Below are 22,834 nucleotides of genomic sequence, written 5' to 3'. Positions count from 1 at the left end.
GTCATGGCGTCGGCAAACTTTCCACCGCCGCCTTGCGCCTGTGCCCGAAGCGTTGCTGCAGCTTGTCCATGTACAGGTAGATCACCGGCGTCAGGTACAGGGTGAGCACCTGCGACACCAGCAGGCCGCCCACCACGGCCAGGCCCAGCGGGCGACGCGAGGAAGCGCCCGCGCCCATGCCCAGCGCGATCGGCAAGGTGCCGGCGAACGCGGCCATGGTGGTCATCATGATCGGGCGGAAGCGCACGTGGCAGGCTTCCACGATGGCTTCGGCGGGCGACATGCCTTCCACGCGCTGCCGTTCCAGCGCGAAGTCGATCAGCATGATCGCGTTTTTCTTCACGATGCCGATCAGCATCACGATGCCGACGAAGGAGAACAGGTCGAGCGGCGCGTGGAAGATCATCAGCGTGAGCAGCGCGCCCACGCCTGCCGCGGGCAGGCCGGAGAGGATCGTCAGCGGGTGGATGAAGCTCTCGTACAGGATGCCCAGCACCAGATAGATCACGAACAGCGCCAGCGCCAGCAGCATGCCCATGCCCTGCATCGACTGCTCGAAGGCCTGCGCGGTGCCCTGCACGCTGCCGGTGATCGAGGCGGGCAGGTCGAGCTGGCGCATCGCGCCGTCGATCTCGTTCACCGCCTGGCTGAGGCTCACGCCCGGCGCGAGGTTGAACGAGATCGTCACCGCCGGCAGCTCGCCCTGGTGGTTCACGGTGAGCGGCTGCGCCTCGCGGGTGAAGGTGGCCACGGTGCTCAGCGGCACCAGCGCACCGGTATCCGAGGTGACGTAGAGCTGCGACAGCACGTCCGGATCGTTCTGCAGCTTGTACGGCACCTGCAGGATCACCCAGTACTGCGTGGCGGTGCCGTAGATCGTGGAGATCTGGCCTTCGCCGAACGCCGTGCCCAGCGCGGTCTGCACCTGGTACATGGTGAGCCCCAGCGGCGCCAGCTTGTCGCGGTCCACCTTCACGTCGATGGCCGGGCCGTTGAGGTCGAGGTCGCTGGTGACGTCCTGGAAACCGGGCAATTTGGCGAACGCGTTGAGCACCTTGCCCGATTCGGCATACAGCGCGTCGAGGTCGGTGGACTGCAGGGTGTACTGGTACTCCGCCTTGGAGGCGCGGCCGCCCACCTGGATCGCCGGCGGGTTCTGGATGTAGGCGCGGATGCCCGGCACCCTGGCGAACTTCGCCCGCAGTTCCTGGATGATCTGGTCGGGACCGAGCTTGCGCTCGTCCGCGGGCTTCAGCCGCATGAAGATCGAGCCGTTGTTGGTGGTGGTGCGCGAGCCGCCCGAGCCCACCGAAGACATGTATGCGGCGATGTTCGGGTCCTGGCCCACGATCTCCGCCAGCTTCTGCTGGCGGATACTCATGCCGGTGATGGAAATGTCGTCGGGGCCTTCGGTGTTGACGTTCAGCTGGCCGGTGTCGCCGGCGGGGATGAAGTCCTTGTTCACCACCACGAACAGCACGGCGGTGGCGACGAGGCTGGCGAAGAACACGCCAAGCACCGTGCGCGGATGCGCCACCGCCCATGCCAGCGAGCTGTTGTAACCGTCGCGCACGTGGTTGAAGCCGCGGTCGAAGGCCAGCGCCACACGCGACTTCTGCTCGTGCTCGGCATGCTTGACGAAGCGGCTGCACAGCATCGGCGTCAGCGTGATCGAGACGAAGCCGGAGATCAGGATCGCGGTCGAGATCACCACCGCGAACTCGTGGAACAGCCGGCCCACGATGCCGCCCATGAACATCACCGGCAGGAACACCGCCACCAGTGACAGCGTCATCGAGAAGATGGTGAAGCCGATCTCGCCGGAACCCTTGATCGAGGCTTCGTACGGGTCCATGCCGGTCTCGACGTGGCGCACGATGTTCTCCAGCATCACGATCGCGTCGTCCACCACGAAACCCACCACCAGGGTCAGCGCTAGCAGCGAGAGGTTGTCCAGGCTGTAGCCCAGCGCGTACATCACGCCGAAGGTGCCGACCACCGACACCGGCAGCGCCAACGCGGGGATCAGCGTGGCCGAGGCGTTGCCCAGGAACAGGTAGATCACCAGGATCACCAGCACGCCGGCCAGCAGCAGGGTGAACTGCACGTCGTCCACCGAGGCGCGGATCGAGTCGGAGCGGTCGTACAGCGTCTCCAGCTTGATCCCGGGTGGCAGCGTGGCCTCGAACTGCGGCAGCACCGCACGGATGCGGTCGATCGTGGCCACGGTGTTGGAGCCGGGCTGGCGGTCGATTGCCAGCACCACCGCGCGCTTGCCGTTGAACCAGCTCGCCACCTGGTCGTTCTGCACGCTGTCCTCGGCATGGCCGAGCTGCGATAGGCGCACCGGCGCGCCGTTGCGGTACGCCACGATCACCTTGTTGTACGGTGCGGCCTGCTGCAGCTGGCCGTCCGAATTCACCTGCAGCAGCTGCCGGCTGCCGTTGAGCGAACCGGTGGCGAGGTTGACGTTGGCATTGGCGATCGCCTGCTCCACCGTGTCGATGCCGATGCCGTTGGCGGCCAGCTTGCTGGGGTCGACGCTGATGCGCACGGCGTATTTCTGCGAGCCGAACACGCTCACCTGCGCCACGCCGCTGATCATCGACAGCTCCTGCGCCAGCTGCGTCTCGCCGTACTCGTCCACGGTGGACAGCGGCAGCGTGTCGGAACTGAGCGTGAGGTAGAGGATCGCCTTGTCCGCCGGATTCACCTTGCGGAAGGTGGGCGGCGTGGGCATGTTGGTGGGCAGCTGGCGCTGCGCCGCCGAGATCGCCGCCTGCACGTCCTGCGCGGCGCCGTCGATGTTGCGGCTGAGGTCGAAGGTCAGCGTGATCGAGGTCGAGCCGAGCGCGCTGGTCGAGGTCATCTGGTCGATGCCGGCGATGGTGGAGAACTGGTTCTCCAGCGGCGTGGCCACCGCGGTGGCCATGGTCTCGGGCGAGGCACCGGGCAGGCTCGCGCTCACCGAGATGGTGGGGAAGTCCACGTTCGGCAGTTCGTTCACCGGCAGGTTCGGATAGGCGACCACGCCGAACACGATCAGCGCGATCATCAGCAGCGCCGTCATCACCGGTCGACGGATGCACAGGGCTGGGAGGTTCAAAGGATCCGCCCTCCTTTCCAAACCAGCCGTTCCCGCAAGTCACGCACGTTCCGGTCACAAATCGCATCATGGTGCGAATCCGCATAGCACGCCTGCCCCCGCTCCCCTCCGGGGAGAGGGTTGGGGAGAGGGGCCGGACTTGCCGTCATCGTCCTCGAAGCGCGGCGGCGGCGGAACATTGCCCCGCTCATCCCTTCACCACCTGCACGTGCGTGCCATTGGTCAACAGCATCTGGCCATCCGTGACCACCTGTTCGCCGGCAGCCAGGCCCTTCTCGATCACCAGCCGGTCGCCGCTGGTCTGCCCCGTCGTCACCATGCGCTGCTGCACGCTGCCATCCGCGCCGACCACGAACACGAAGCTGCCATTGGGCGAGTTCTGCAGCGCTTCCACGGGCACGGTCACGACGTTGGCGAGGCGGGTGGTGGGCAGCTGCACCTGCACGTACTGGCCGGGGGTCAGCCGGTCGTCCGTGTTCGGATACACCGCCTTCAGCTGGATCGTGCCGGTGGTGGCATCCACCGTGTTGTTGATGAAATCCAGGCTGGCTTCGAGCGGCGCGCCTTTTGCACCCGGGATGGTTGCGCTGACCTCCACCTTGTCGCGCGCATAGGCCGCTCTCACACCGGCCAGGGCGGCCTCGGGCACGGAAAAGGTGAGATAGATCGGCCGCACCTGGTTGAGCACCACCAAGTTGGTGCTGTTGGCGCTCACCTGCGCGCCGGGATAGACCAGCGGCGCACCGGCAATGCTATCCACCGGCGCTACGATCCGTGCATAGCCGAGCTGGGTCTGCGCCATCTCCACCGCCGCCTTGTCCGCCTTTACCGACGCGGCATAGATGCCCACGTTCGCCTTGTAGGTGTCGTAGTCGGTCTGTGCGACATAGCCCTTGGCCAGCATCGGCGTGTAGCGGCGCAGCACCTGTTCGGCATTCACCAGCTGGGCCTGGTCCTTGGCGAGGTTGCCGCGCGCCTGATCCAGTTGCGCCTGCAGCAGACTGGGGTCGATCTGCTCGATCACCTGTCCGGCCTTCACCCGGCCGCCCGGAGCGAACGCCAGCGACTCCAGCTGGCCACTGACGCGCGCCTGCACGGTCACGGTGGAATACGCCTCGACACTGCCGATCACTTGCAGCGAAAGATCCAGATCGCCGCGCTGCGCCACCGCCACCTTCACCGGTACCGCCTGCGCGGTGGCCGACTTGCCTGCATCAGCCTTGCCACGGTCCGACCATCCACGCACGAACAGTGCGACCAGCACCACCGCCACCAGCAGCGCCACAAGCTTCTTCCAGGACATGCGCTGCGGCATGGGAACTCCAGTATCGAATCGGGCATTCCTGCCAACTGACGAGCCACGTCATCGCGACACCGAAGCACAGCAGGAACCAAGTTGATATCGAACGCATGCATGCGCCGATGCGTTGATTGTCACGACACATTTTGCGCCTGCCGGACACTGCAACACCCGCTACGCCCGGCACTTGGCAAGCGCGACGAATACGGCTAGGGCGCGAGTCCTAATCCTTGCGCGTCACCGGCACCTCGGCCGCGTCCAGCGCCTGCAGGTTTTCCTTGATGCGGCCGATCACCGCCAGCGCCTGCTTCAGCTCGTCGTAGTCGATGCCCTGGGTGACTTCGCGGCGCAGCTCGCGCGCGATCTGCTCCATGTCGTCCACCACGTCGTGTGCCTGCGCGGTGACATACAGCCGCCAGGCGCGGCGGTCGCGCGGATCGGGGCGGCGCTCCACGAAGCCCGCCGCCTGCAGGCGATCAATCACCCGCCCCACCGCGATCGGCTCCATCTCCAGCGCCTCGGCCAGCTCGGTCTGGCGCATGCCCTCGCGGTGGTACAGCATCTTGGTGGCGCGCCACTGCGCACGGGTGAGGCCGAACTTCACCGCCCGCCGGTCGAAATGCTTGCGGAACAGCAGGGTCACGTCGTTCAGCAGGTAGCCGAAGGAAAGCTCTTCCGTTTTCGCCATGATTTGCCGCCACCTCGATGTCACACAGGGTCAAGCATAAGCCGAAAGGGCATGCTCCATGCCGATTGACCGCCTCCGCGCCTTGTTGTTGCATGCACCGGGTGCGGACAGGCCACACGGCCTTGTTGCACACCATGTCCGTTCGGCACGGCGACCCGTCTGAAACGGGCATTGCCCGTTGCCGCGGGCTGGAAACCGTCCCACGAGGTTCGTCGATGAAACTCATCACCATCATCACCCATGCGAATGGCCATCTCGTCGCAGAGCAGCGCCCGCAAAGTGCCGGTTTCCTGATGGTGCTGCTTGCACTCATCCTGCTGGTGGTCTCCATCCAGTTCATCCGCGCCCGGGCCTGGAAGTGGCTGCTTATCCCCGGTCTCGCGTTTCTTTTCATGATGCTGCTCTCGTTCACCGGCACCACGACCACCTACCGCATCAGTGTCGATCAACCCCGCCACCTGATCGTTTCCGAGCAGATTGTCCGTGGAAAAATCGTGGCGACCACGACGACACCCGCCAGTGACCTGAGCTCGGCCGAGCTGCAATTCGATCGCGGCGCCCGCACGATCGTGCTTGTCCACCGCGATGGCCACCAGAGCTTCCCCCTGGGCGAACAGGAGTTGCAGGACGAGCCCGGCCAATATGTCATCCTGAATGCCTTGCGGGAGGCCATCGGACAAAACCCCGTCCCTCCCCGGGAGGGACGGCGGACTGCCGCACAGACACCCGGTCGTCCAGCCATGGATTGACGGCACCCTTGTGCCATTGCCATCTGTCTAGTCAGGCCATCCGGCCAACTGTGGCATCAGTGGCCGTTCCTGTTCCGATATCCCGATCGCCGCTTCATCATGTTGCCGCCGCCCATGCCGCCATTGCGGATCCCATGCCGATCACCGTCATCACCGCCGACATCACGACGCTGACCGTCGACGCCATCGTCAACGCGGCGAACGAGACCCTGCTCGGCGGCGGCGGGGTCGACGGCGCCATCCACCGTGCCGCGGGCCCGGCGCTGCTTGCCGCCTGCCACGTACTGCCGCAGGTCGCGCCCGGCGTGCGCTGCCCTGCCGGGGAGGCACGCATCACGCCCGGTTTCGCGCTGCCGGCATCCTGGGTGATCCACACCGTGGGCCCGGTCTGGCACGGCGGCGGCCGCGGCGAAGCGGCGCTGCTGGAGAGTTGCCACCGCAACGCGCTGCACCTAGCGCACGAACATGACCTGCATAGCATCGCGTTCCCAGCGATCAGCTGCGGCGCGTACGGCTATCCCGCGCCACTGGCCGCCAAAGTGGCACTGGGCACGCTGTCCGAGGCAGTGAGCGGCGATCCCGCACTCGACCTCGTCCTGTGCTGCTACAGCGAACCGATGCGCATCGTGTTCCAGACCGCGCTCACTTCACTTTGAACGGGTACAGCGGCGGCAAGGTGTCGTCATCCGCCTTGTCCGCTTCCCGCCACGCGAAACCGCGCTTGAACACTTCGGCAAGATCGTCGCCACCCATCGGCGCCGCGGCATCGTGATAGCAACGGCGCTGCAGCTCGGCGAGTGCGCGCCGCTGCGCCTCGTCCGCCAGTGCAGCGACCAGCGCGCCGGGGTGCCGGATCGCCGGCCGCTCCGCCTGTGCCCAGGCCAGCAGGCTGCGCAACTGCGCCGCTGCATCGCTGCCGCGTGCGGCGGCGAGGAAGGCCTGGCGCAGCCGGCGCGTGCCATCGCCCGTCGCGCTGGCCGCCGCAACCGCCACGGCACTGCGCGCCGGGCGCTGTCGCCACAGCCACCACGCCAGCACGCTGAGCAGCCACAGCAGCAGGCTGGCCAGCGCGATCCAGCGCCATGGCGCGCCTTTCAACTGCGCGCTCGCCGGCGCTGCCGCAACCGCGGGCGCCGAAGCTGCCTCGGCCGGTGCCGGCGACGCGGCGGAAGGCGCGGTGGTCACCGGCGGCGCGTTGGCGGCGCCTGCCGCAGGCAGCACGGTGACGCTGTGCGCGGGAATCTCGGCAGTGCGCTCCTGGCCGGAGGTCACGTCGAACCAGCGCAGCGTGGTGGCCGGCAGGGCGAGTGTGCCGGCCTGCTCGGGCACCACTGCGAAACCGCGCTGGCGGCTGCCGACCAGCCATGGCCCGTCGTTCGTGGTGGCGGTGGCCGGCTGGTCCGGATACACGGTGGCACCCTGCAGCGCGGGCAAGCTCAACTGAGGCAAGGTCTCGAACGGCAAGCCGGTGGTGCTGAGCTTCATGGTCAGGTTGATCGGCTGGCCCACGCGCACCGTGGCGTTCGCATCGGGCCAGCCCGTCAGCGTGAGGCTGAGGGCGCGCGCCGGCAGCCATGCCGCCTTGCCCCAATCCGCTGGCGCGGCCTGCACCTGCACCGTGAGCGCGGGGGCGCTGGCCGACACCGGCGTGCCTGCGCCGAAGAAACTGTCGGGATCGCTCGGATCGAGCGCCTCGCCCTGGAAACCCAGTGCGGGAATCGCCAGCGTGCCGGCATGCTGCGGCACCAGCGCGTAGCGCCGCTCGATCACGTGATACTGGCGTCCGCCCTGCACCGCGTCGTAGCGCAGGTCGCCGCCCACCTGGCTGAGCTGCACGCCATCGATCTGCGGCGTGTCCAGCGCGCCACTGGTGATGTTGCCGCTGTAGTAGAGCCGCACCACATAGCTGAGCTGCTGCCCCACCCAGGCGCGCTGCGGCGTGACCTCGGCCTCCATGAACACGCTCCGGTGCATGGCTGCGGCCGCGGCCGGATTCGGTGGATCGACTTGCAGTTGCAGCGGCGTGGTCCGCGCCCCGGCCACCGCGAGCGACGGTATCGTTATCGTGCCCGCGTGCTTCGGCCGCAGCACCACGCCGATGACCAGCTCGGAACTGCTCTTGCCGTTGATGATGCTGAGATTGCTGCTCTGCGAGCGACCGAGGATATCGAAGTCCTGCTGCAGCGGACTCAAGTCGGGCATCGCCAGGTTGCCGCTGCCATCTGCGATGTGCAGGTTCAGCGTCACCGTCTCGCCCAGTTGCATGGTGTTGCGATCCAGTGTGGCCTGCACATCGGTGGCACGCGCCAGCAGCGGCAGCAGGCACAACAGCAGGACAAAGCCTTGAAAAGTGCGGCCAGGGATGGGCGCCCACTTGATCTTGCGACCGCCATCCCTGGCGGTCGCCCTTCGGGCCATCGCTGACGCGATGTCAAAAATCGCTCCTGGCGATTTTTTCGCGATCAGGGACGAGCACAAAAACAAACAGCCAGGGATGGCCGTCCGTTTGATCTTCGCAGTCAGGGATGTCCGCATAAACAAAGCCTGTGTGAGCATCACGGCCCATCCTCGTCGGCCACGCCGCCGTGGCGGCGCTGGTATTCCAGTTCGAACTTGCGACGCAGCAGTGCGCCGGGGTCGTCGGGTACGCGCTGCAGGGCCTGGCGCAGGTCGGCCGGCAGTTTCGATTGCGGATCGTCGGCACCTCCCGCGCCGAGCTGATGTGCGGGCACCTGGTTCGTCGCTGGCTTGCCGGCCGCGCCCAGCTCCTTGTCCAGCTGCTGCTTCAGCGCCTGTTGCGCCTTCGCGGCCTGCGCCTGCTGTGCAGCCTGCTGTGCGGGTGTCGGCTGCTGGTTGTCCTGTTGCGCACCGGAGTTGCCCGGCGACGGCTGGCCGCCTTGCTTTGCCTCATCCTGCGGCGACTTGCCGGCGTCGCTCGACGCATCCTGCCGGCCCTGCTGCTTCGAACTGTCGCCCTGCTGCGGCGATTGGCCGGACTGGCCATTGCTCTTGTCCTGTCCGCTCTTGTCCTGCTCGCTCTGGTTCTGCCTATCCTTGCCCTGCCCGCTATTGCCGCCCTGTCCGTTCGACGAGGACTGGCCACCCTGCTTCTGTTGTTGCTGCTGCGACGGCGATGACTGATTCTGTGGAGGCTTCTGCTGTTTGCGCAGCCAGTCCTCGACCGCCTGCCGGTTCGCCTTCGCATCCGCGTTCGCGGGGTCGAGCCTGAGCGCGCGATCGTAGGCCTGGATCGCATCCTGGTACTTGCCTTCGCGCGCCAGTGCGTTGCCGAGGTTGTAGGGCGCGTCGGCACCCTGCGCCTCGCGCAAGGCCTGCGTGGCGGCGGCGTAATCGCCCGCGCGGTAGGCCGCCGCACCGCGCAACGCCGGGTCCCGCGCCAGTTGCATCGCCTGCTTCGCGTCGCCCTGCCTGAGCGCCGTGGCGGCCTGCTGGTCGCGGCGCTGCCACAGGTCACGCCAGTTCGCCGCCTGCGCGGTGCCTGGCAGCATCGGCAGCAACACCAGCGGCACCAGCAATAGCCAGCCGCGGCGGAATGCCAATGCCGCCAGTGGCAGCAGGAACAGCAGCAACCAGGGGCCGCGATCCTGCCACTCGTCGCCGACCTGGCCCCGCACCGCCTGCGTGGAGCCCGCATGCAATTCGCCGCGCATTGCCGCGATGTCACTGTCGTCGGCGCTCGACGGCGCATAGCGGCCACCGCCTGCCGCGGCCACCACGGACAGGGCCGCATCGTCGCGACCAGCCAGTTGCAGGTGGCCCTGCGCATCGTGCAGGAAGCCGCCGTCCGGCAGCGGCACCGGCGCGCCCGGCGGCGTACCCACACCCAGCACCGAGACGCGCACGCCTTCGGCGCGCGCCTTGCGTGCCGCATCCTGTGCCGCCGCGTCGGCGGTGTCGGTGATCAGCACCAGCGAGCCGCCACCGACCTTGGCGTCGCGGATCAACGCGGCGCCACGCTGGATGGCTGCCGCCGCGTTGTCGCCATCCACCGGCATGGTGTCCGGCGCCATCGCGTCGAGCAGCGTGCCGAGGCTGTGCACGTCGGAGGTGAGCGGCGCCACCACGAAGGCTTCGCCGGCATAGCCGACCAGCGCATTGAGACCGTCGCGATTGGCCATCAGCAGATCGTGCGCCTTGTAACGCGCACGGTCGATGCGGCTGGGCGCCACGTCGTGCGACAGCATGCGCTGTGACAGCGAGATCGCCACCACTTGCGCGGCGCGGCGCGCGTACAAGGGCTGCTCGACGCGGCTCCAGGCGGGGCCGGCCAGCGCCAGCACCGCCAGCAACCAGGCCAGCGCGAGCAGACCCAGCGGCAGGCGCTGCCGTGCCGCCCGACCCTGCAGCAACGCTGGCAGCAGTTCCGTATCGACCAGCCGCGCCAGTGCCTGCAGGCCGCGGCCGCGCCGCGCCGCCTGCCACAGCAGCCATGGCAGCGCGACGAGCGCGCACAACCACCAGGGCCTGATGAAATGGAACTGCGCCAGCGCCTCGCTCATGCCGGCATCTCCCTTGCGCGCCAGCGCGGCAGGCCGGCCAGCAGCCACAGCAACAGTGCAGCCGCCAACGGCCAGGTGAACCACTCATGCCGCGGCCGCAGGCTGGGGCCGTGCTGGGGCATCGGCTCCAGCGCATCGATGGTGCGATAGGCATCGGCCAGCTGGTCGCTGTCGGTGGCACGGAAGAAGCGGCCGCCGGTCTCGGCGGCGATCTTCGTCAGCATCGTCGCGTCGAGATCGGCGGAGGGATTGATCAGCTGGCTGCCGAAGAAGCCCGGCACGCGCATGCGGGTGGCACCAATGCCCACGGTGTAGATGCGCACGCCGGCCGCCTTCGCGGCGCGCGCCGCTTCCAGTGGAGTGATGCTGCCCGCGTTGTTGACGCCATCGGTGAGCAGCACCAGCACGCGTGCCTGCTCGGGCAGCGCGGACAAGCGCTTCACCGCAATCGCGATGGCGTCGCCGATCGCCGTCTCGGTGCCGGCCAGCCCCACCGCTGCGCCCTGCAGTTGTGCGCGCACTGCATCGAGATCGTAGGTCAGCGGCGTCACCAGGAAGGCCTGGCTGCCGAACAGGATCAGGCCCATCTCGTCGCCGCGGCGGCGATCGATGAAATTGCCGGCGATCGCCTTCACCGCGCCGAAGCGGCTCACCGGCTGGCCAGCCAGCTCCATGTCCGGCGTGTGCATGCTGCCAGAGAGGTCGACCGCCAGCATCAGGGCGCGGCCGCTGCGTTGCTGCGCCTGCGGCGGCCCCACCCACTGCGGACGCGCCGCCGCGGCCACCAGGCACAACCAGGACAGCGCCAGCAGCCAGGGCGCGAAGCTGCGCGCCGCATTGCCGCCTGCTTCCGCGAGGCGTAAGCCGGGCTGCGGCAGATGCAGCGCCTGCCCCGGCATGGTGGGCGACAGCGCACGACGCAGCAGCCAGGGCAGCGGCAGCAGCAGGAACAGCCAGGGCCAGGCGAACTCAAACATGGCCCGGTTCCATGGCGGCCGATTTCCAGGCGCGCGGCTTCGCGGCCGCCTGCAGCCAGCTGCGCGCCGCGGCCAATGTGGTGGGTGCGTCGAATTCCGCTTGCGGCCGATAGATCACCTGCTCCAGCACCATCAGGCGGTCCAGTACCGGCGCCGCCACCGGTACGCGCGCCAGCGTCGTCCGCCAACTCGCGCCACGTTGCTTCGTCGCGGCATCATCGTGCCGGCGCGCCACGCGGCGCAGCAGCTGATGGAGCGCAGCCGCCAACGCGGCATCGTCGCCGTCACGCACATGGCATGCCGCCAGTCTTTCCAGTTCGTCCAGCAGCAGGCGACGTTGCTTCAACAGGAGGCGATGGCGCCGCCAGGACCACGTTGCCGCGGCGAGCATCAGCAACAGCAACGCGGCCAGCAGCCACCAGCCCGGCGCCAGCGGCCACCACGAGGGCGCGGGCGGCAGATGGATGTCGCGCAGCACCGGACCATTCGATGCGGGTGGCTGCGGCATCATCGACGCATCCCCGCCACGCCCAGCAACTCGCCGACCGCCGCGAGAGGATCGTCGCGCGTGTCGACCACGCGGCAACGCAGGCCGGTACCGTGCGCCAACGCTTCCAGCCTCGCCGGCCCGCTGCCCAGCGCCTGCTGGAACTCGCGCCGCTGGCGCTCGCCCAGCAGCACCACGTCGCGCCGCTCGCCGGCGTGTTCCAACGGATAGCGGCCCGGCGGCGGCGGCGCGCGCTCCAGCGCGTCGGCCACCACCAGCACGCCGACCTCGGCGCGCACCTTCAGTTCAAGCAGATGCTGCCGCGCTTCGGCGTCCGCGCTGAAACCGTCGCTGAGCAGCAGCACGCGACTGGCGCCGTGTTGCAGACGGCGCGCACGCAACAGGGCGGCGGACAGCGGTTCGGCACCATCCATCGCCGGCAACACATCCCATTCCGCCAGTGCGCCGCACACGGCGAGCGCACCGCGCGCCGCGCCCTGCGGGCGCAGCAGGCGATCATGCGCGCCGAAGGCCATCATGCCCACGCGTTCACCCGCGCGCACGGCCAGCCACGCGGCGACGGCGGCGGCACGTGCAGCCTGCACCGACTTGAAGCGGACGCGGGTGCCGAAACGCATGCTGGCATGCGTGTCCAGCAGGACCAGCAGGCGTCCTTCGCGCTCCTCCTGGAAGAGTTTGGTGTGCAACCTGCCGCTGCGCGCTGTGAGCCGCCAGTCCATCCGCCGCACGTCGTCGCCGGCCTGGTAGACGCGCGATTCGGCATAGTCCATGCCACGGCCGTACAGGCGGCTGGACTGCTGGCCGCTGCGCGCGGCGCGGCTTTCCGTCGGCGCCAGCTTCGCGCGGCCGACGCGGGCGCCCAGTGCGATCAGCTCGGCCAGCGAGACGCATGCCCGGCCATCGCCGTCGACGCGATTCGGCACAACGGCACTCACGGCAGCGGCACGAGATCCAGCAGCCGGGCGATCACCTGGTCGCTGCGCACGCCCTCGGCTTCGGCTTCGTAGCTGAGCAGCACGCGGTGGCGCAGCACCTCGTGCACGATCGTGTGCACGTCCTCGGGCAGCACATAGTCGCGGCCGGCCAGCCAGGCCTGCGCACGGGCACAACGGTCCAGCGCGATGGTGGCGCGCGGGCTGGCGCCCCAGGCGATCCAGCGCTTCAGCTCCTGTCCGTAGCGGCCGGCGTCGCGCGTGGCCAGCACCAGCTGGGCGAGGTATTCCTCCAGCGCGCCCGCCATGTGGACGGCCATCGCAGCGTCGCGCGCGGCGAACACGTCGGCCTGGCTGAGCAGCGGGGCCGGCGCAGGCACCGGGTGCGCGCGGTGGCTGGCCTGTTCGCGGGCAAGCCTGAGGATCGCCAGTTCCGCCACTGCATCGGGATAACCGATGGTGACGTGCAACAGGAAGCGATCCAACTGTGCCTCGGGCAGCGCAAAGGTGCCTTCCTGCTCAATCGGATTCTGCGTGGCCATCACCATGAACAGGTCCGGCAACGGCCAGGTGCTGCGACCCACGGTGATCTGGCGCTCGGCCATTGCCTCGAGCAGGGCCGACTGCACCTTGGCCGGCGCGCGATTGATCTCGTCCGCCAGCACGATGTTGTGGAACAGGGGCCCGCGCTCGAACTCGAAGCTGCCGGCCTGCGGCCGGAACACGTCGGTACCGGTGAGATCCGCCGGCAGCAGATCGGGAGTGAACTGCACGCGGTGGAAATCCGCCTCGATGCGCGCCGACAGCTCCTTCACCGCCGTGGTCTTGGCCAGTCCCGGCGCACCCTCCACCAGCAGGTGGCCATCGGCAAGCAGTGCCACCAGCAGGCAGTCGACCAGCTTCGGCTGACCGATGATGCAGGCCTGCAACTCGTCGCGCAGTCGCGCGAAGGCCTGCTGCAGACGGCTGCGGGGCGGGGTTTCAGGCATGTCCATCATGGGATTCCGGCAGCAAGTCGCCGCTGTTGACCGCGGCGGAGCCTGGAAGTTTAGTCGACAGCGCCCGCGCATTCAGGCACACGACGCAAAGAGGCGGCCGAAGCCGCCTCTTTGCGTCGTGTGAATGTGATGCCTTACTGCAACGAATCGTTGAGGATGCGAGGCGTCACGAAGATCAGCAGTTCCGCCTTGCTGTTGTTCCGGCTGGTGCTGCGGAACAGGCTGCCAAGGACGGGAATGTCGCCGAGGCCGGGCACCTTGGTGACCGAATTGTTCTTGTCTACCTCGTAGATGCCACCCAGCACCACGGTCTGCCCATTGTCCACCAGCACATTGGTGTTCACCGACTGGGTGTTGATGTTCGGCACCTGGCCCTGTGGCGTCTGGAGATAAGAGGCAAGCGAGTCCTTGTTGACGGTAATCGCGAGATAGACGCGGTTGTCTGCCGTGATGGTCGGGGTGACCTTGAGCTGCAGCACGGCATCCTTGAACTGCACCGAGGCCGTGCCCGTGCTCGCACTGGCGCCCGTGCCGCCCGAGTAGGTCACGTAACCGATCTCCTGGCCCTGGCGGATCACTGCCTCCTGCTGGTTTGCGGTAATCACGCGCGGGCTGGCGACGATCTCGCTGTTGCCTTCGGTCTGGGCCGCAGACAGTTCCAGATCCAGCGCGTAGTTCTTGCCGAGGATGGCGAAACCCAGCGCACCTGCAGGAGAGTTCGAGCTCGATGCCGGCAGGTTCACGTTGAGGCCCGGGTTGCTGGATACGCCACCGGTGGTGCTACCCGTGGTACTGCCGGGCGTGGTCCAGCCCAACGTGGTGCCACCCGCCCCGCCTCCCACTTGCAGCACCTGGCCGCTGGGATTGGTCTGCTGGCCATACGCGCCCCACTGCACGCCAAGCTGGCGGGTGAAGGTGTCGTTGGCGATGACGATACGCGACTCGATCAGCACCTGTTGCACCGGCTTGTCCAGCACCGCCACGAGATCACGGATCTGTTCGGTCTTCTCAGCGGTGTCGTTGAGCAGCAGGGTATTGGTGCGTTCGTCATAGGAGACGCTGCCACGCGCCGACAGGAAGCCGCGCGTCACACTGGCGCCATTGGCCGCGCCGCCGCCACCCTGCATGCTGCCGGTGGTCAGCAGCTTGGCGATGTCAGCCGCCTTGCCGTAGCTGATCGGGATGTAGGTGGTAACCAGCGGCGCGTTGTCCTCGGCCTTCATGCGCGCCGTGGCGAGATCTTCCTCGTACTTGGCCAGTTCCTGCTGCGGCGCCACCCAGATCACGTTGCCGTCGCGGCGCTTGTCCAGCCCCTTGGCGCGCAGGATCACGTCCAGCGCCTGATCCCATGGCACGTTCACCAGGCGCAGCGTGATGCTGCCGCTGACGCTGTCGGAAGCCACGATGTTGAGACCCGAGGTGTCGGCAATCAGCTGCAGCACCGAGCGTACCGGGATGTCCTGGAAGTTGAAGGTCGCGCGCTTGCCGGTGTAGACCGGCTGCTGACCCAGCGCCAGCTTGCCGGGGGCCGCGTTCTCGCCCTTCTTCGCCGCCACTTCGACCACGTACTGGTTGCCTTCCTGCCAGGCCGAGGTGTCCACCACGCCCTTGGTGGCGATCGTCATCTGCACGCCGCCTGCGACGCCGGTACGGGTGGTGATGGACTGCACCGGGGTGGCGAAGTCCAGCGTGTCCAGCCGCTGCGCGAGGTTCGACGGCACGCTGGCGTTCGGAATGCTGACCTCGACCTTGTCGCCGATCGTGCGCATCTGCGCATCCGCGCCGGGACCGCTGAAGCTGACCAGCACACGCCCCTGGCCGTTCGCGCCGCGGCGGAAATCGATGTTGGTGACGCTGATGCTGCCGGCGGCCGTCGCCGGCAGGCGCTTGGACGGGTCGATGATCGCCGCGGTGGTGATGCTGCGCTGCACCGGCGCCGGCGCAGCTGCCGTCTGCGGCGCACTGCCGCTGGCCACGGTGAGCACCAGGCTGTCGCCCTCGACTGCCGACTGGTACGACACCGGGCGCATCAGCTCCACGATCACCCGGGTGCGGCCACCGGCGGCCACCGCCGAGACGCCGGAGGTGGCGCCTTGGCCGATGTCGGTGTGACGCTGGGCGGTGGTGCCCGTGTTGGCGAAGTCGATCGCGATGCGCGCCGGGCTGTCGGTGGTGAAGATGCGCGGCTGCGGCACCGCGCCGGCGAAGTTCAGGTGCAGTTGCACGCTGCCGCCGGGCAGCGTGGTGTAGCTGATGTCCTTCAGCGTGCTGTCGCCCGCGGCCAGCGCGACCGAGGCGAAGCCCGCACCGGCGAGCAGCAGCAGCGACAGGAGACAACGAATGGCGTGGCGCATGACCCGGCCCCGGACGGATTGGATGTGGTTGCTCATTGCATCAGCCCCTGTGTCCCCTATTTCTCGCCGAGTGCCATGCTGGCCGGACGTTCCATCCAGCCGCCATTGCCGTTGGATACCAGTTCGGTCAGATCGATGTGGTCGTCAGTGATGGCGGTGATGCGGCCGTAGTTCTGGCCCATGTACTCACCGCGGTGCACTGGATGGATCACGCCGCTGGGATCCTTGATCAGCGCCTCGATGCTCGCACCCGTGCCGATCGTACCGACCATCTTCAGGCTGTCCAGCGCGAACATTTCCAGCGGCTGCTTGGGCCGGTTCTGGTCCGGCCGCGGCCCGCTGGACGCAGTCTCCTGCTCCGCGGCACTGGGGCCGAACGGGTCACGCAGATCCTGGTCGGCGTAGGTGAAGGTCTCGAAGGTCTTGATCACCGGCAGCGGCGGAATCGGTGCGCCCTTCTTCGCCTTCTGCTGGGCGATCCATTCGCGCAAGTCCGAGGTGCCGCGCGTGCAGCCCCCCAGCAGCAGTGCGGCGACCAGCAGCAGGGCGATACGCGACAGCGTCGACGGCTTCATGGCAGTGGGCAGCTTCATCACTTGTGCCTCCCCGCCTTCTTGGCCGAGCTTTTCGCCTCGGCCGCCGCCTCGTCCTCATCCAGATACCGGTAGGTCTTCACCGTGCCCTGCAGCACCAGCTGGCCATCGGTGGAGGTACCGTCCTTGCCCGCATGCTCGGGCGTGAGCGAGACGTCGTGCATGGTCAGGATCACCACGCGCGGCAGCGAGGCCACGCCACTGATGAAGGTGCCGAACTGGTGATAGGTGCCCACCATCTTCAGCTGGATCGGTTTCTCGGCGTAGAAGTCCTTTGGCACCTCCGGCTGCGGCACGAAGGAGTCGACCTGCAGGCCGGCCGACAGCGCGGTCTGCGAGACGTCGATCAGCAGCTCGGGCATCTCCGTCCTGCTGGGCAGCTGGCGCAGCAACTGGCGCAGCATGTCCTTCATCTCGTCGAGCTGCTGCTGCAGCGCATCGAGATTCACTGCCTTGGCCTGCTTGGTGGTGAACTCCTGCCGGAGCTGGCCTTCCTTGTTCGCCAGCGAGGCCAGTTCGTCCTGCTGGCCGCTGACGTAGAAGTACCAGCCCAGCAGCACCACCACCAGAAACATCAGTGCGGTGAAGAAGATCTTGACCGACTGGGGCCAGCCGCCGACGTTGTTGCGGTCGAGGCCGCGCAGATCGTCGAGGAGTTTCATGACTGGGCCCCTCCCTTGGCGGCTGCATGCGGCTTGGCAGGCTCACGACTGCCGGCATGCGCCATGGCCGGCTTCAGCGTCGTCGAGTCGGGCGCAGCCGCCGGCATGGGCGTGCTCGCCGCACTGCCGGCATGTGCCGGCGCCGCGACCGTGCTTGCACCGGCCGGTGCGCCAGCGGCGCCGGTCTCGTCCGGCTTCGGCTTGCTCAGCTTCACGCTCAGGCCGAAGCCGTAGGGCATGCGCGAGGCGTCGTGCCTGTTCTCCGTCTTGCGCAGGTCCACGTGACCCATCCACGGCGAGGCCTCGATGTTGCGCATGTATTCGGCCACGCTGGCGTTGGACTGCGCCACGCCATCCAGCGACATCGTGTCGCCGGCCTGCTTGAGCACGGTGAGGCGCACGCTGGAAGGCATCGTCTTCACCAGCTCGTCGAACAGGTGCACCATTTTCGAGCGGTCGGCCTGCAGCTGCTCGATGATCTGCTTGCGTGCCAGGAGATGCTCGCGCACCGTCTCCAGATCCTTGATCTTGGCGATCTTCACGTCGAGCTGCTTGATCTCGCCCTGCAAGATGGCATTGCGGTCAGTCTGGTTGTCGACGCGCGCACCCATCCAGATCGCCCACAGCAACACGAAACCCAACCCGGCCACGAAGGCGGCGCCGAGCTGGCCGTAGAACTCGCGTTCGCGCAGCTTGCGCCGCTCCGCACGCCAGGGAAGGAGGTTGACGTGGGCCATCAGTCGAAGCTCCTCAGGGCGAGACCGACCGCGATCATCAGTGCCGGCGCGTCCTGGGACAGCGACTGTCCCTGCACCTTGGGCGACATCGACATGCGCGCCAGCGGGTTGGCTACCACGCAGGGCACGCCGACGTGCTCCTCGAGCATCGCGGCGATGCCGTCGATGGTGGCGCAGCCACCGGCCAGGACCACCTGGTCGACCTTGCTGTATTCGCTGCCGGCGAAGAAGAACTGCAACAGGCGGCTGACCTGCTGCACCAGCGATTCCTTGAACGGCTCCAGCGCCTCGCTCTGGTACGACTCGGGCAGGCCGCCCTTGCGCTTGGCGCGGCCGGCTTCCTCGTAGGAGAGCCCGTAGCGGCGCATGATCTCGTCGGTGAGCTGCTTGCCGCCGAATACCTGTTCGCGCGAGTAGATCGTGCGCTGGTTGCGCAGCACCGACAGCGTGGTCATGGTCGCGCCCACGTCGACCACCGCCACCAGCGCGTCACGCCCGACGTTGAGCTGGTCGGTGAGCAGGGCGAACGCGTTCTCCATCGCGAACGCCTCCACGTCGACCACCTTGGCGGTGAGGCCGCCCAGCTCCAGCGCGGCCACGCGCATGTCCACGTTCTCGGTGCGCGAGGCAGCGAGCAGGATGCTGTTCATCTCGGGGTTGTCGCGTACCGGGCCAAGTACCTCGAAGTCGAGGCTCACCTCGTCGATCGGGTAGGGAATGTACTGGTTGGCCTCGACCTGGATCTGGCCCTCCAGATCCTCCTCGCTCAATTCGCTCGGCATCGGGATGATGCGCGTGATCACCGCCGAACCGGCCACCGCGGCGGATGCGTGCTTGAGCCTGGAGCCGGAGCGCGCCAGCGCGCGACGGATCGCCTCGCCCACCGCCTCGACCTCGACAATGTTCTTCTCGACCACGGCATTGGGCGGCAACGGCTCCACCGCGTAATGCTCGACGCGGTAACGCCCGCCCGCCTGGCTGAGCTGCAGCAGCTTGACGGCGGTCGAACTGATGTCGACACCGATCAGTGCCGGCTTCTTGGGTGTGAAGAGCCCCACGGTGTTCCCCCTTTGCCCCCGGGCGCCAACCGCCGGATTTCCGGCTGATGTGCGCTGGCATTAGATCGAAAATTTAACGCTCCCGCAATGGCCTGCCGCGGTTTTCTCAAGTATTTCCCGTGATGGCGCCCACATTTGGGCCACGGTCTTTGCGCAGCGTGACGAGGGCCTCGTTTCGGCACGGACGGACGATCTTGCGGTCGCTCCGGTCGCGTTTCCGAAGATGTACCCCTCCGAAGTGGTTTGCGGCACAACCTCTATACTCTGCCGGGTTTCGACACAGGCCATTCGCCACACATGCGTATTCTCAAGCGTCTGCTGCGCTGGGCACTGATCCTGGCGTTCTCCGGTTTTCTGCTGGCGGTCCTCGCAGTCGGGGTGGCGTACTGGCTGGTGGCGCCACGCATCCCCTCGGTGGCGATGCTGAAGGACTACCACATGCAGGTGCCGCTGCGGGTGGAAAGCGCTGACGGCAAGCTGATCGCCTCCTTCGGCGAGACCCGGCGCATCCCGGTGGCGATCGCCGGCGTACCGGCCAACCTCAAGCACGCGGTGCTGTCGGCCGAGGATGCCGACTTCTACCACCATCCCGGTGTCGACTGGCACGGCATCGTGCGCGCCGGCTGGCACGTGATCGTGACCGGCGGTGACAAGGGCCCCGGTGGCTCCACCATCACCCAGCAGGTGGCGCGCAACTTCTTCCTGAGCCCCGAGAAGCTGTACTCGCGCAAGCTCATCGAGATCTTCATCGCGCTGCGCATCGAGCACGAGCTGAGCAAGGACCAGATCCTGGAGCTCTACCTCAACAAGATGTTCCTCGGCCACCGCGCCTATGGCGTGGCCGCGGCGGCCTCGTACTATTACGGCAAGACGCTGGACCAGCTCAGCATCGCGCAGTGCGCGGCGATCGCCTCCACCTTCCAACTGCCCTCGGTGGTGAATCCGATCAACAGCCCGGCGCGCCTGCTGGCGCGACGCAACTGGGTGCTGGGCGAGATGCTCCGGCACCGCTACATCACCGAGGCGCAGTACAAGGAAGCCATAGCCGAGCGCAACGACGCCGCGCCGCACGAGGCCCCGATCGAGGTGGACGCACCCTATCTCGCCGAAATGGTGCGCCGGCAGGTGTTGGATCGCCTCGGCAACGACGCGCTCACCGAGGGCTACGTGGTCAAGACCACGGTGCAGAGCGCGCAGCAGCAGGCCGCGGTGGAAGCGGTGCGCAAGGGACTGATCGCCTATGACCGCCGCCACGGCTGGCGCGGCCCGGAGGCGCACCAGGACCTGGCGGCTGACGCCGGCCAGCCGGACTACGAGCGTGCGCTCGCCGGCTATACCGATATTTCCGGCCTCACGCCGGGGCTGGTCACCGCCAGCTCGGCCGACGCCGCCAGCGTCTTCCTCGCCGACGGCAAGAGCATCCATCTTGATCTTGCCGCGATGGACTGGGCACACCCCTACATCAACGACAGCCGCACCGGTCCCGCACCGAAGCAGGTGGATGCAGTACTCAAGCGTGGCGACATCATCCGCGTGTCGCAGGACAACAAGGGCAACTGGCAGCTGGCGCAGATTCCTGCCGCACAGGCCGCGCTGGCCTCGATCCGGCCGGAGGACGGTGCCGTCGAATCGCTGGTGGGCGGCTTCAACTTCACCCGCAGCAAGTTCAACCGCGCGGTGATGGCGGCGCGCCAGCCCGGTTCCAGCTTCAAGCCCTACCTCTATTCGGCGGCGTTCGACCACGGCTTCACGCCCGCCTCGATCATCAACGACGCGCCGATCGCCCTGCCCGACCCCTCGCGTCCCGGCGGCCTGTGGACGCCGAACAACGACGACGACAAGTTCGCCGGCCCGATGCGCCTGCGCGAGGCGCTGGTGCAGTCCAAGAACCTGGTCTCGATCCGCCTGCTCGACGCGATCGGCGTGCGCTACGCACGCGAGTTCATCACCCGCTTCGGCTTCCCGCTCGACGCGCTGCCGGCGAACCTGTCGATGGCATTGGGCACCGCCTCGGTGTCGCCGATGAACATGGCACGCGGCTATGCGGTGTTCGCCAACGGCGGCTACCTGGTGACGCCGTACTTCATCAGCGAGATCGACGACCGCAGCGGCAAACCGGTCTACGTCGCCAACCCCGCGCGCGCCTGTCGCGAATGCCAGGAGCGCCTGCTCGAGAACGCCCCGCCGGGGCCGCCCCCGGCGGACATGAGCAAGCGCCCGGCCAACAGTCTTGTTGCGGAAACCTCCAGCACCGCGACGCCGGCCAAGGCTGCCAGTGCCGACGATTCCGGCGTGGAGACCCTGCCGGCTGACGCCCATGGCAATGGCGCGCACCCGCCGGTGCTGGCACCGCACGTGCTCGGCCCGCGCACCGACTTCCTGATCACCTCGCTGATGAAGGACGTGATCCTGCGCGGCACCGGCTCGGCAGCCAAGGCGCTGGATCGCGCCGACCTCGCTGGCAAGACCGGCTCCACCAACGATCACCGCGATGCCTGGTTCGTGGGCTTCAACGGCGGGATCTCCACCGCGGTATGGGTGGGCTTCGACAACTACGGTTCGCTGGGGCGCGGCGAATTCGGCGCCAAGGCGGCGCTGCCGATCTGGATGGATTACATGGGCACGGTGCTGAAGGGGCTGCCGCTGAATTCGTTGCCGATGCCGCCGGGCATCGCCACCATGCTGATCGATCGCTCCAGCGGCCTGCCGACCACGCCGGACGACCCGAACAGCATGAACGAGTTCTTCAAGGTCGAGGACGTGGACCGCCTGCGCAGCCAGGCCACCCCGCAACAACAGGATCAGCAGAACCCCTACAACATCTTCTGATACCTGCGGGCCCGGATGGTTTGCCACCCGGCTCTCGACCACGGTTCCCGCATTCCGCCGCTTGCGCTAGTCTGGTCGCGTGAGCGGCGGAGGAACCGACATGGCCCGAGGCGAACATCACCGCATCCATGCTAGCGACCGCCAGCAACGCAACCGGCGGCGGGTGGCTCAGGAGGCGGCCCGCCTGATGAGCGAGCACGGCATCCGCGACTTCCACCGCGCCAAGCTCAAGGCCGCCGAGCGGCTGGGCATCCTCGACACCCAGGCGCTGCCGCGCAACCAGGAGATCGAGCAGGCGCTGCGCGAGCACCAGCGCCTATTCCTCGCCGACAGCCAGCCGCAGCTGCTGCGCGCGCGCCGCGAGGCGGCGATGGAGGCCATGCGTTTCCTCGACCGTTTCGAGCCGCGCCTGGTCGGTGCCGTGCTGGACGGCACCGCCGACGTGCACTCGGCGATCTGCCTGCACGTGTTCAGCGACGACCCCGACGCCGTGCACCGCTACCTGCACGAACACGGCGTGCCGTTCGAGGCACAGACGCGCCGCCTGCGCACCAGCCGTGACGAGCAGGCCGAATTCCCGGTGTTGCTGTTCGCCGCCGACGCGCTGCCGTTCGACCTGACCGTGCTGCCGCGCGACGCGCTGCGCCAGGCGCCGCTGGATCGCGTCGACGAGAAGCCGATGCGCCGCGCCACGCTGAGTGCACTGGAAATCCTGCTCGCCGAGGACGAGGGCGCGGACGACCTGGAGCGCATGCTGGCTGGCGCGCTGCGCTGAAACGGTTCATCCCGCCCCACACCCCGCAAAAAATCGCCCGGAGCGATT

At 67.8% G+C, this 22,834-nt stretch carries 18 protein-coding genes; 4 read left to right on the top strand and 14 right to left on the bottom strand.

From position 1 onward, the window contains the following. Nucleotide 1: 1 nt before the first annotated feature. From ABQJ54_RS17315 to ABQJ54_RS17305, 3 genes are all read right to left on the bottom strand, one after another. Nucleotides 2-3,106 carry an efflux RND transporter permease subunit gene (locus ABQJ54_RS17315; RefSeq protein WP_367855570.1) on the bottom strand — a complete coding sequence of 1,035 codons (3,105 nt, stop codon included), beginning with the start codon at nucleotides 3,104-3,106 and terminating at the stop codon, nucleotides 2-4. A gap of 187 nt (nucleotides 3,107-3,293) precedes the next feature. Continuing rightward, entirely contained in the window at nucleotides 3,294-4,421 is a 1,128-nt protein-coding gene (locus ABQJ54_RS17310; protein WP_367855569.1) for an efflux RND transporter periplasmic adaptor subunit, read from the bottom strand. Nucleotides 4,422-4,629: 208 nt separating this feature from the next. Then, nucleotides 4,630-5,094 (bottom strand): MarR family winged helix-turn-helix transcriptional regulator, encoded by a 465-nt coding sequence (locus ABQJ54_RS17305; RefSeq protein ID WP_367855568.1) that lies wholly within the window; start codon nucleotides 5,092-5,094, stop codon nucleotides 4,630-4,632. 215 nt (nucleotides 5,095-5,309) lie between these two features. Between ABQJ54_RS17305 and ABQJ54_RS17300 the strand changes: the two genes are divergently transcribed. Then, the gene (locus tag ABQJ54_RS17300) at nucleotides 5,310-5,843 is read left to right on the top strand and encodes a hypothetical protein (protein WP_367855567.1); all 534 of its coding nucleotides are present in this window, start codon (nucleotides 5,310-5,312) and stop codon (nucleotides 5,841-5,843) included. Nucleotides 5,844-5,977: 134 nt separating this feature from the next. Continuing rightward, the gene (locus tag ABQJ54_RS17295) at nucleotides 5,978-6,499 is read left to right on the top strand and encodes an O-acetyl-ADP-ribose deacetylase (RefSeq protein ID WP_367855566.1); all 522 of its coding nucleotides are present in this window, start codon (nucleotides 5,978-5,980) and stop codon (nucleotides 6,497-6,499) included. On the opposite strand, the gene ABQJ54_RS17290 is transcribed toward ABQJ54_RS17295, so the two are convergent. The 11 genes from ABQJ54_RS17290 to ABQJ54_RS17240 all read right to left on the bottom strand — a co-directional run bounded on the left by ABQJ54_RS17290 (nucleotide 6,486) and on the right by ABQJ54_RS17240 (nucleotide 19,182). Further along, entirely contained in the window at nucleotides 6,486-8,261 is a 1,776-nt protein-coding gene (locus tag ABQJ54_RS17290) for a BatD family protein (protein WP_367855565.1), read from the bottom strand. The two genes, ABQJ54_RS17295 and ABQJ54_RS17290, sit on opposite strands and share 14 nt — an antisense overlap. 137 nt (nucleotides 8,262-8,398) lie before the next feature. Then, nucleotides 8,399-10,363 carry a tetratricopeptide repeat protein gene (locus ABQJ54_RS17285; RefSeq protein ID WP_367855564.1) on the bottom strand — a complete coding sequence of 655 codons (1,965 nt, stop codon included), beginning with the start codon at nucleotides 10,361-10,363 and terminating at the stop codon, nucleotides 8,399-8,401. Further along, complete coding sequence (locus tag ABQJ54_RS17280; protein WP_367855563.1) at nucleotides 10,360-11,340, bottom strand: VWA domain-containing protein; 981 nt, start codon at nucleotides 11,338-11,340, stop codon at nucleotides 10,360-10,362. Before ABQJ54_RS17280 ends, ABQJ54_RS17285 begins: the two co-directional genes overlap by 4 nt. Further along, nucleotides 11,333-11,851: a DUF4381 family protein gene (locus tag ABQJ54_RS17275; RefSeq protein ID WP_367855562.1), complete on the bottom strand. Its 519-nt coding sequence runs from the start codon at nucleotides 11,849-11,851 to the stop codon at nucleotides 11,333-11,335. The genes ABQJ54_RS17280 and ABQJ54_RS17275 overlap by 8 nt, the downstream gene beginning before the upstream one ends. Next, complete coding sequence (locus tag ABQJ54_RS17270; RefSeq protein ID WP_367855561.1) at nucleotides 11,848-12,783, bottom strand: DUF58 domain-containing protein; 936 nt, start codon at nucleotides 12,781-12,783, stop codon at nucleotides 11,848-11,850. The genes ABQJ54_RS17275 and ABQJ54_RS17270 overlap by 4 nt, the downstream gene beginning before the upstream one ends. Beyond that, a complete protein-coding gene (locus tag ABQJ54_RS17265) occupies nucleotides 12,780-13,775 on the bottom strand; it encodes an AAA family ATPase (protein ID WP_367855560.1) in 996 nt (331 codons plus the stop codon). Before ABQJ54_RS17265 ends, ABQJ54_RS17270 begins: the two co-directional genes overlap by 4 nt. A gap of 137 nt (nucleotides 13,776-13,912) precedes the next feature. Continuing rightward, nucleotides 13,913-16,132 (bottom strand): type IV pilus secretin PilQ, encoded by a 2,220-nt coding sequence (locus tag ABQJ54_RS17260; protein WP_367855559.1) that lies wholly within the window; start codon nucleotides 16,130-16,132, stop codon nucleotides 13,913-13,915. A gap of 56 nt (nucleotides 16,133-16,188) precedes the next feature. Further along, a complete protein-coding gene (locus tag ABQJ54_RS17255) occupies nucleotides 16,189-16,725 on the bottom strand; it encodes a pilus assembly protein PilP (RefSeq protein WP_367855558.1) in 537 nt (178 codons plus the stop codon). Beyond that, the gene (locus tag ABQJ54_RS17250) at nucleotides 16,725-17,387 is read right to left on the bottom strand and encodes a type IV pilus inner membrane component PilO (RefSeq protein WP_367855557.1); all 663 of its coding nucleotides are present in this window, start codon (nucleotides 17,385-17,387) and stop codon (nucleotides 16,725-16,727) included. Before ABQJ54_RS17250 ends, ABQJ54_RS17255 begins: the two co-directional genes overlap by 1 nt. Further along, complete coding sequence (locus ABQJ54_RS17245; RefSeq protein WP_367855556.1) at nucleotides 17,384-18,124, bottom strand: PilN domain-containing protein; 741 nt, start codon at nucleotides 18,122-18,124, stop codon at nucleotides 17,384-17,386. Before ABQJ54_RS17245 ends, ABQJ54_RS17250 begins: the two co-directional genes overlap by 4 nt. Beyond that, nucleotides 18,124-19,182 carry a pilus assembly protein PilM gene (locus ABQJ54_RS17240; protein WP_367855555.1) on the bottom strand — a complete coding sequence of 353 codons (1,059 nt, stop codon included), beginning with the start codon at nucleotides 19,180-19,182 and terminating at the stop codon, nucleotides 18,124-18,126. The genes ABQJ54_RS17245 and ABQJ54_RS17240 overlap by 1 nt, the downstream gene beginning before the upstream one ends. A 297-nt stretch (nucleotides 19,183-19,479) precedes the next feature. On the opposite strand from ABQJ54_RS17240, the gene ABQJ54_RS17235 reads away from it, so the two are divergent. Together ABQJ54_RS17235 and ABQJ54_RS17230 are read left to right on the top strand one after the other, a co-directional pair. Next, on the top strand, nucleotides 19,480-22,011 hold the full coding sequence (locus ABQJ54_RS17235; protein WP_367855554.1) for a penicillin-binding protein 1A: 2,532 nt from the start codon (nucleotides 19,480-19,482) through the stop codon (nucleotides 22,009-22,011). A 100-nt stretch (nucleotides 22,012-22,111) separates the two neighbouring features. Continuing rightward, a complete protein-coding gene (locus ABQJ54_RS17230; protein WP_367855553.1) occupies nucleotides 22,112-22,786 on the top strand; it encodes a hypothetical protein in 675 nt (224 codons plus the stop codon). The last annotated feature ends 48 nt before the right edge of the window (nucleotides 22,787-22,834 follow it).

It is taken from the genome of Rhodanobacter lycopersici (assembly GCF_040812335.1).
Classification (GTDB): domain Bacteria; phylum Pseudomonadota; class Gammaproteobacteria; order Xanthomonadales; family Rhodanobacteraceae; genus Rhodanobacter_A; species Rhodanobacter_A lycopersici.
The sequence above is the reverse complement of the archived record's forward strand: the minus strand, read 5'-3'. Positions and strand labels throughout refer to the sequence as shown.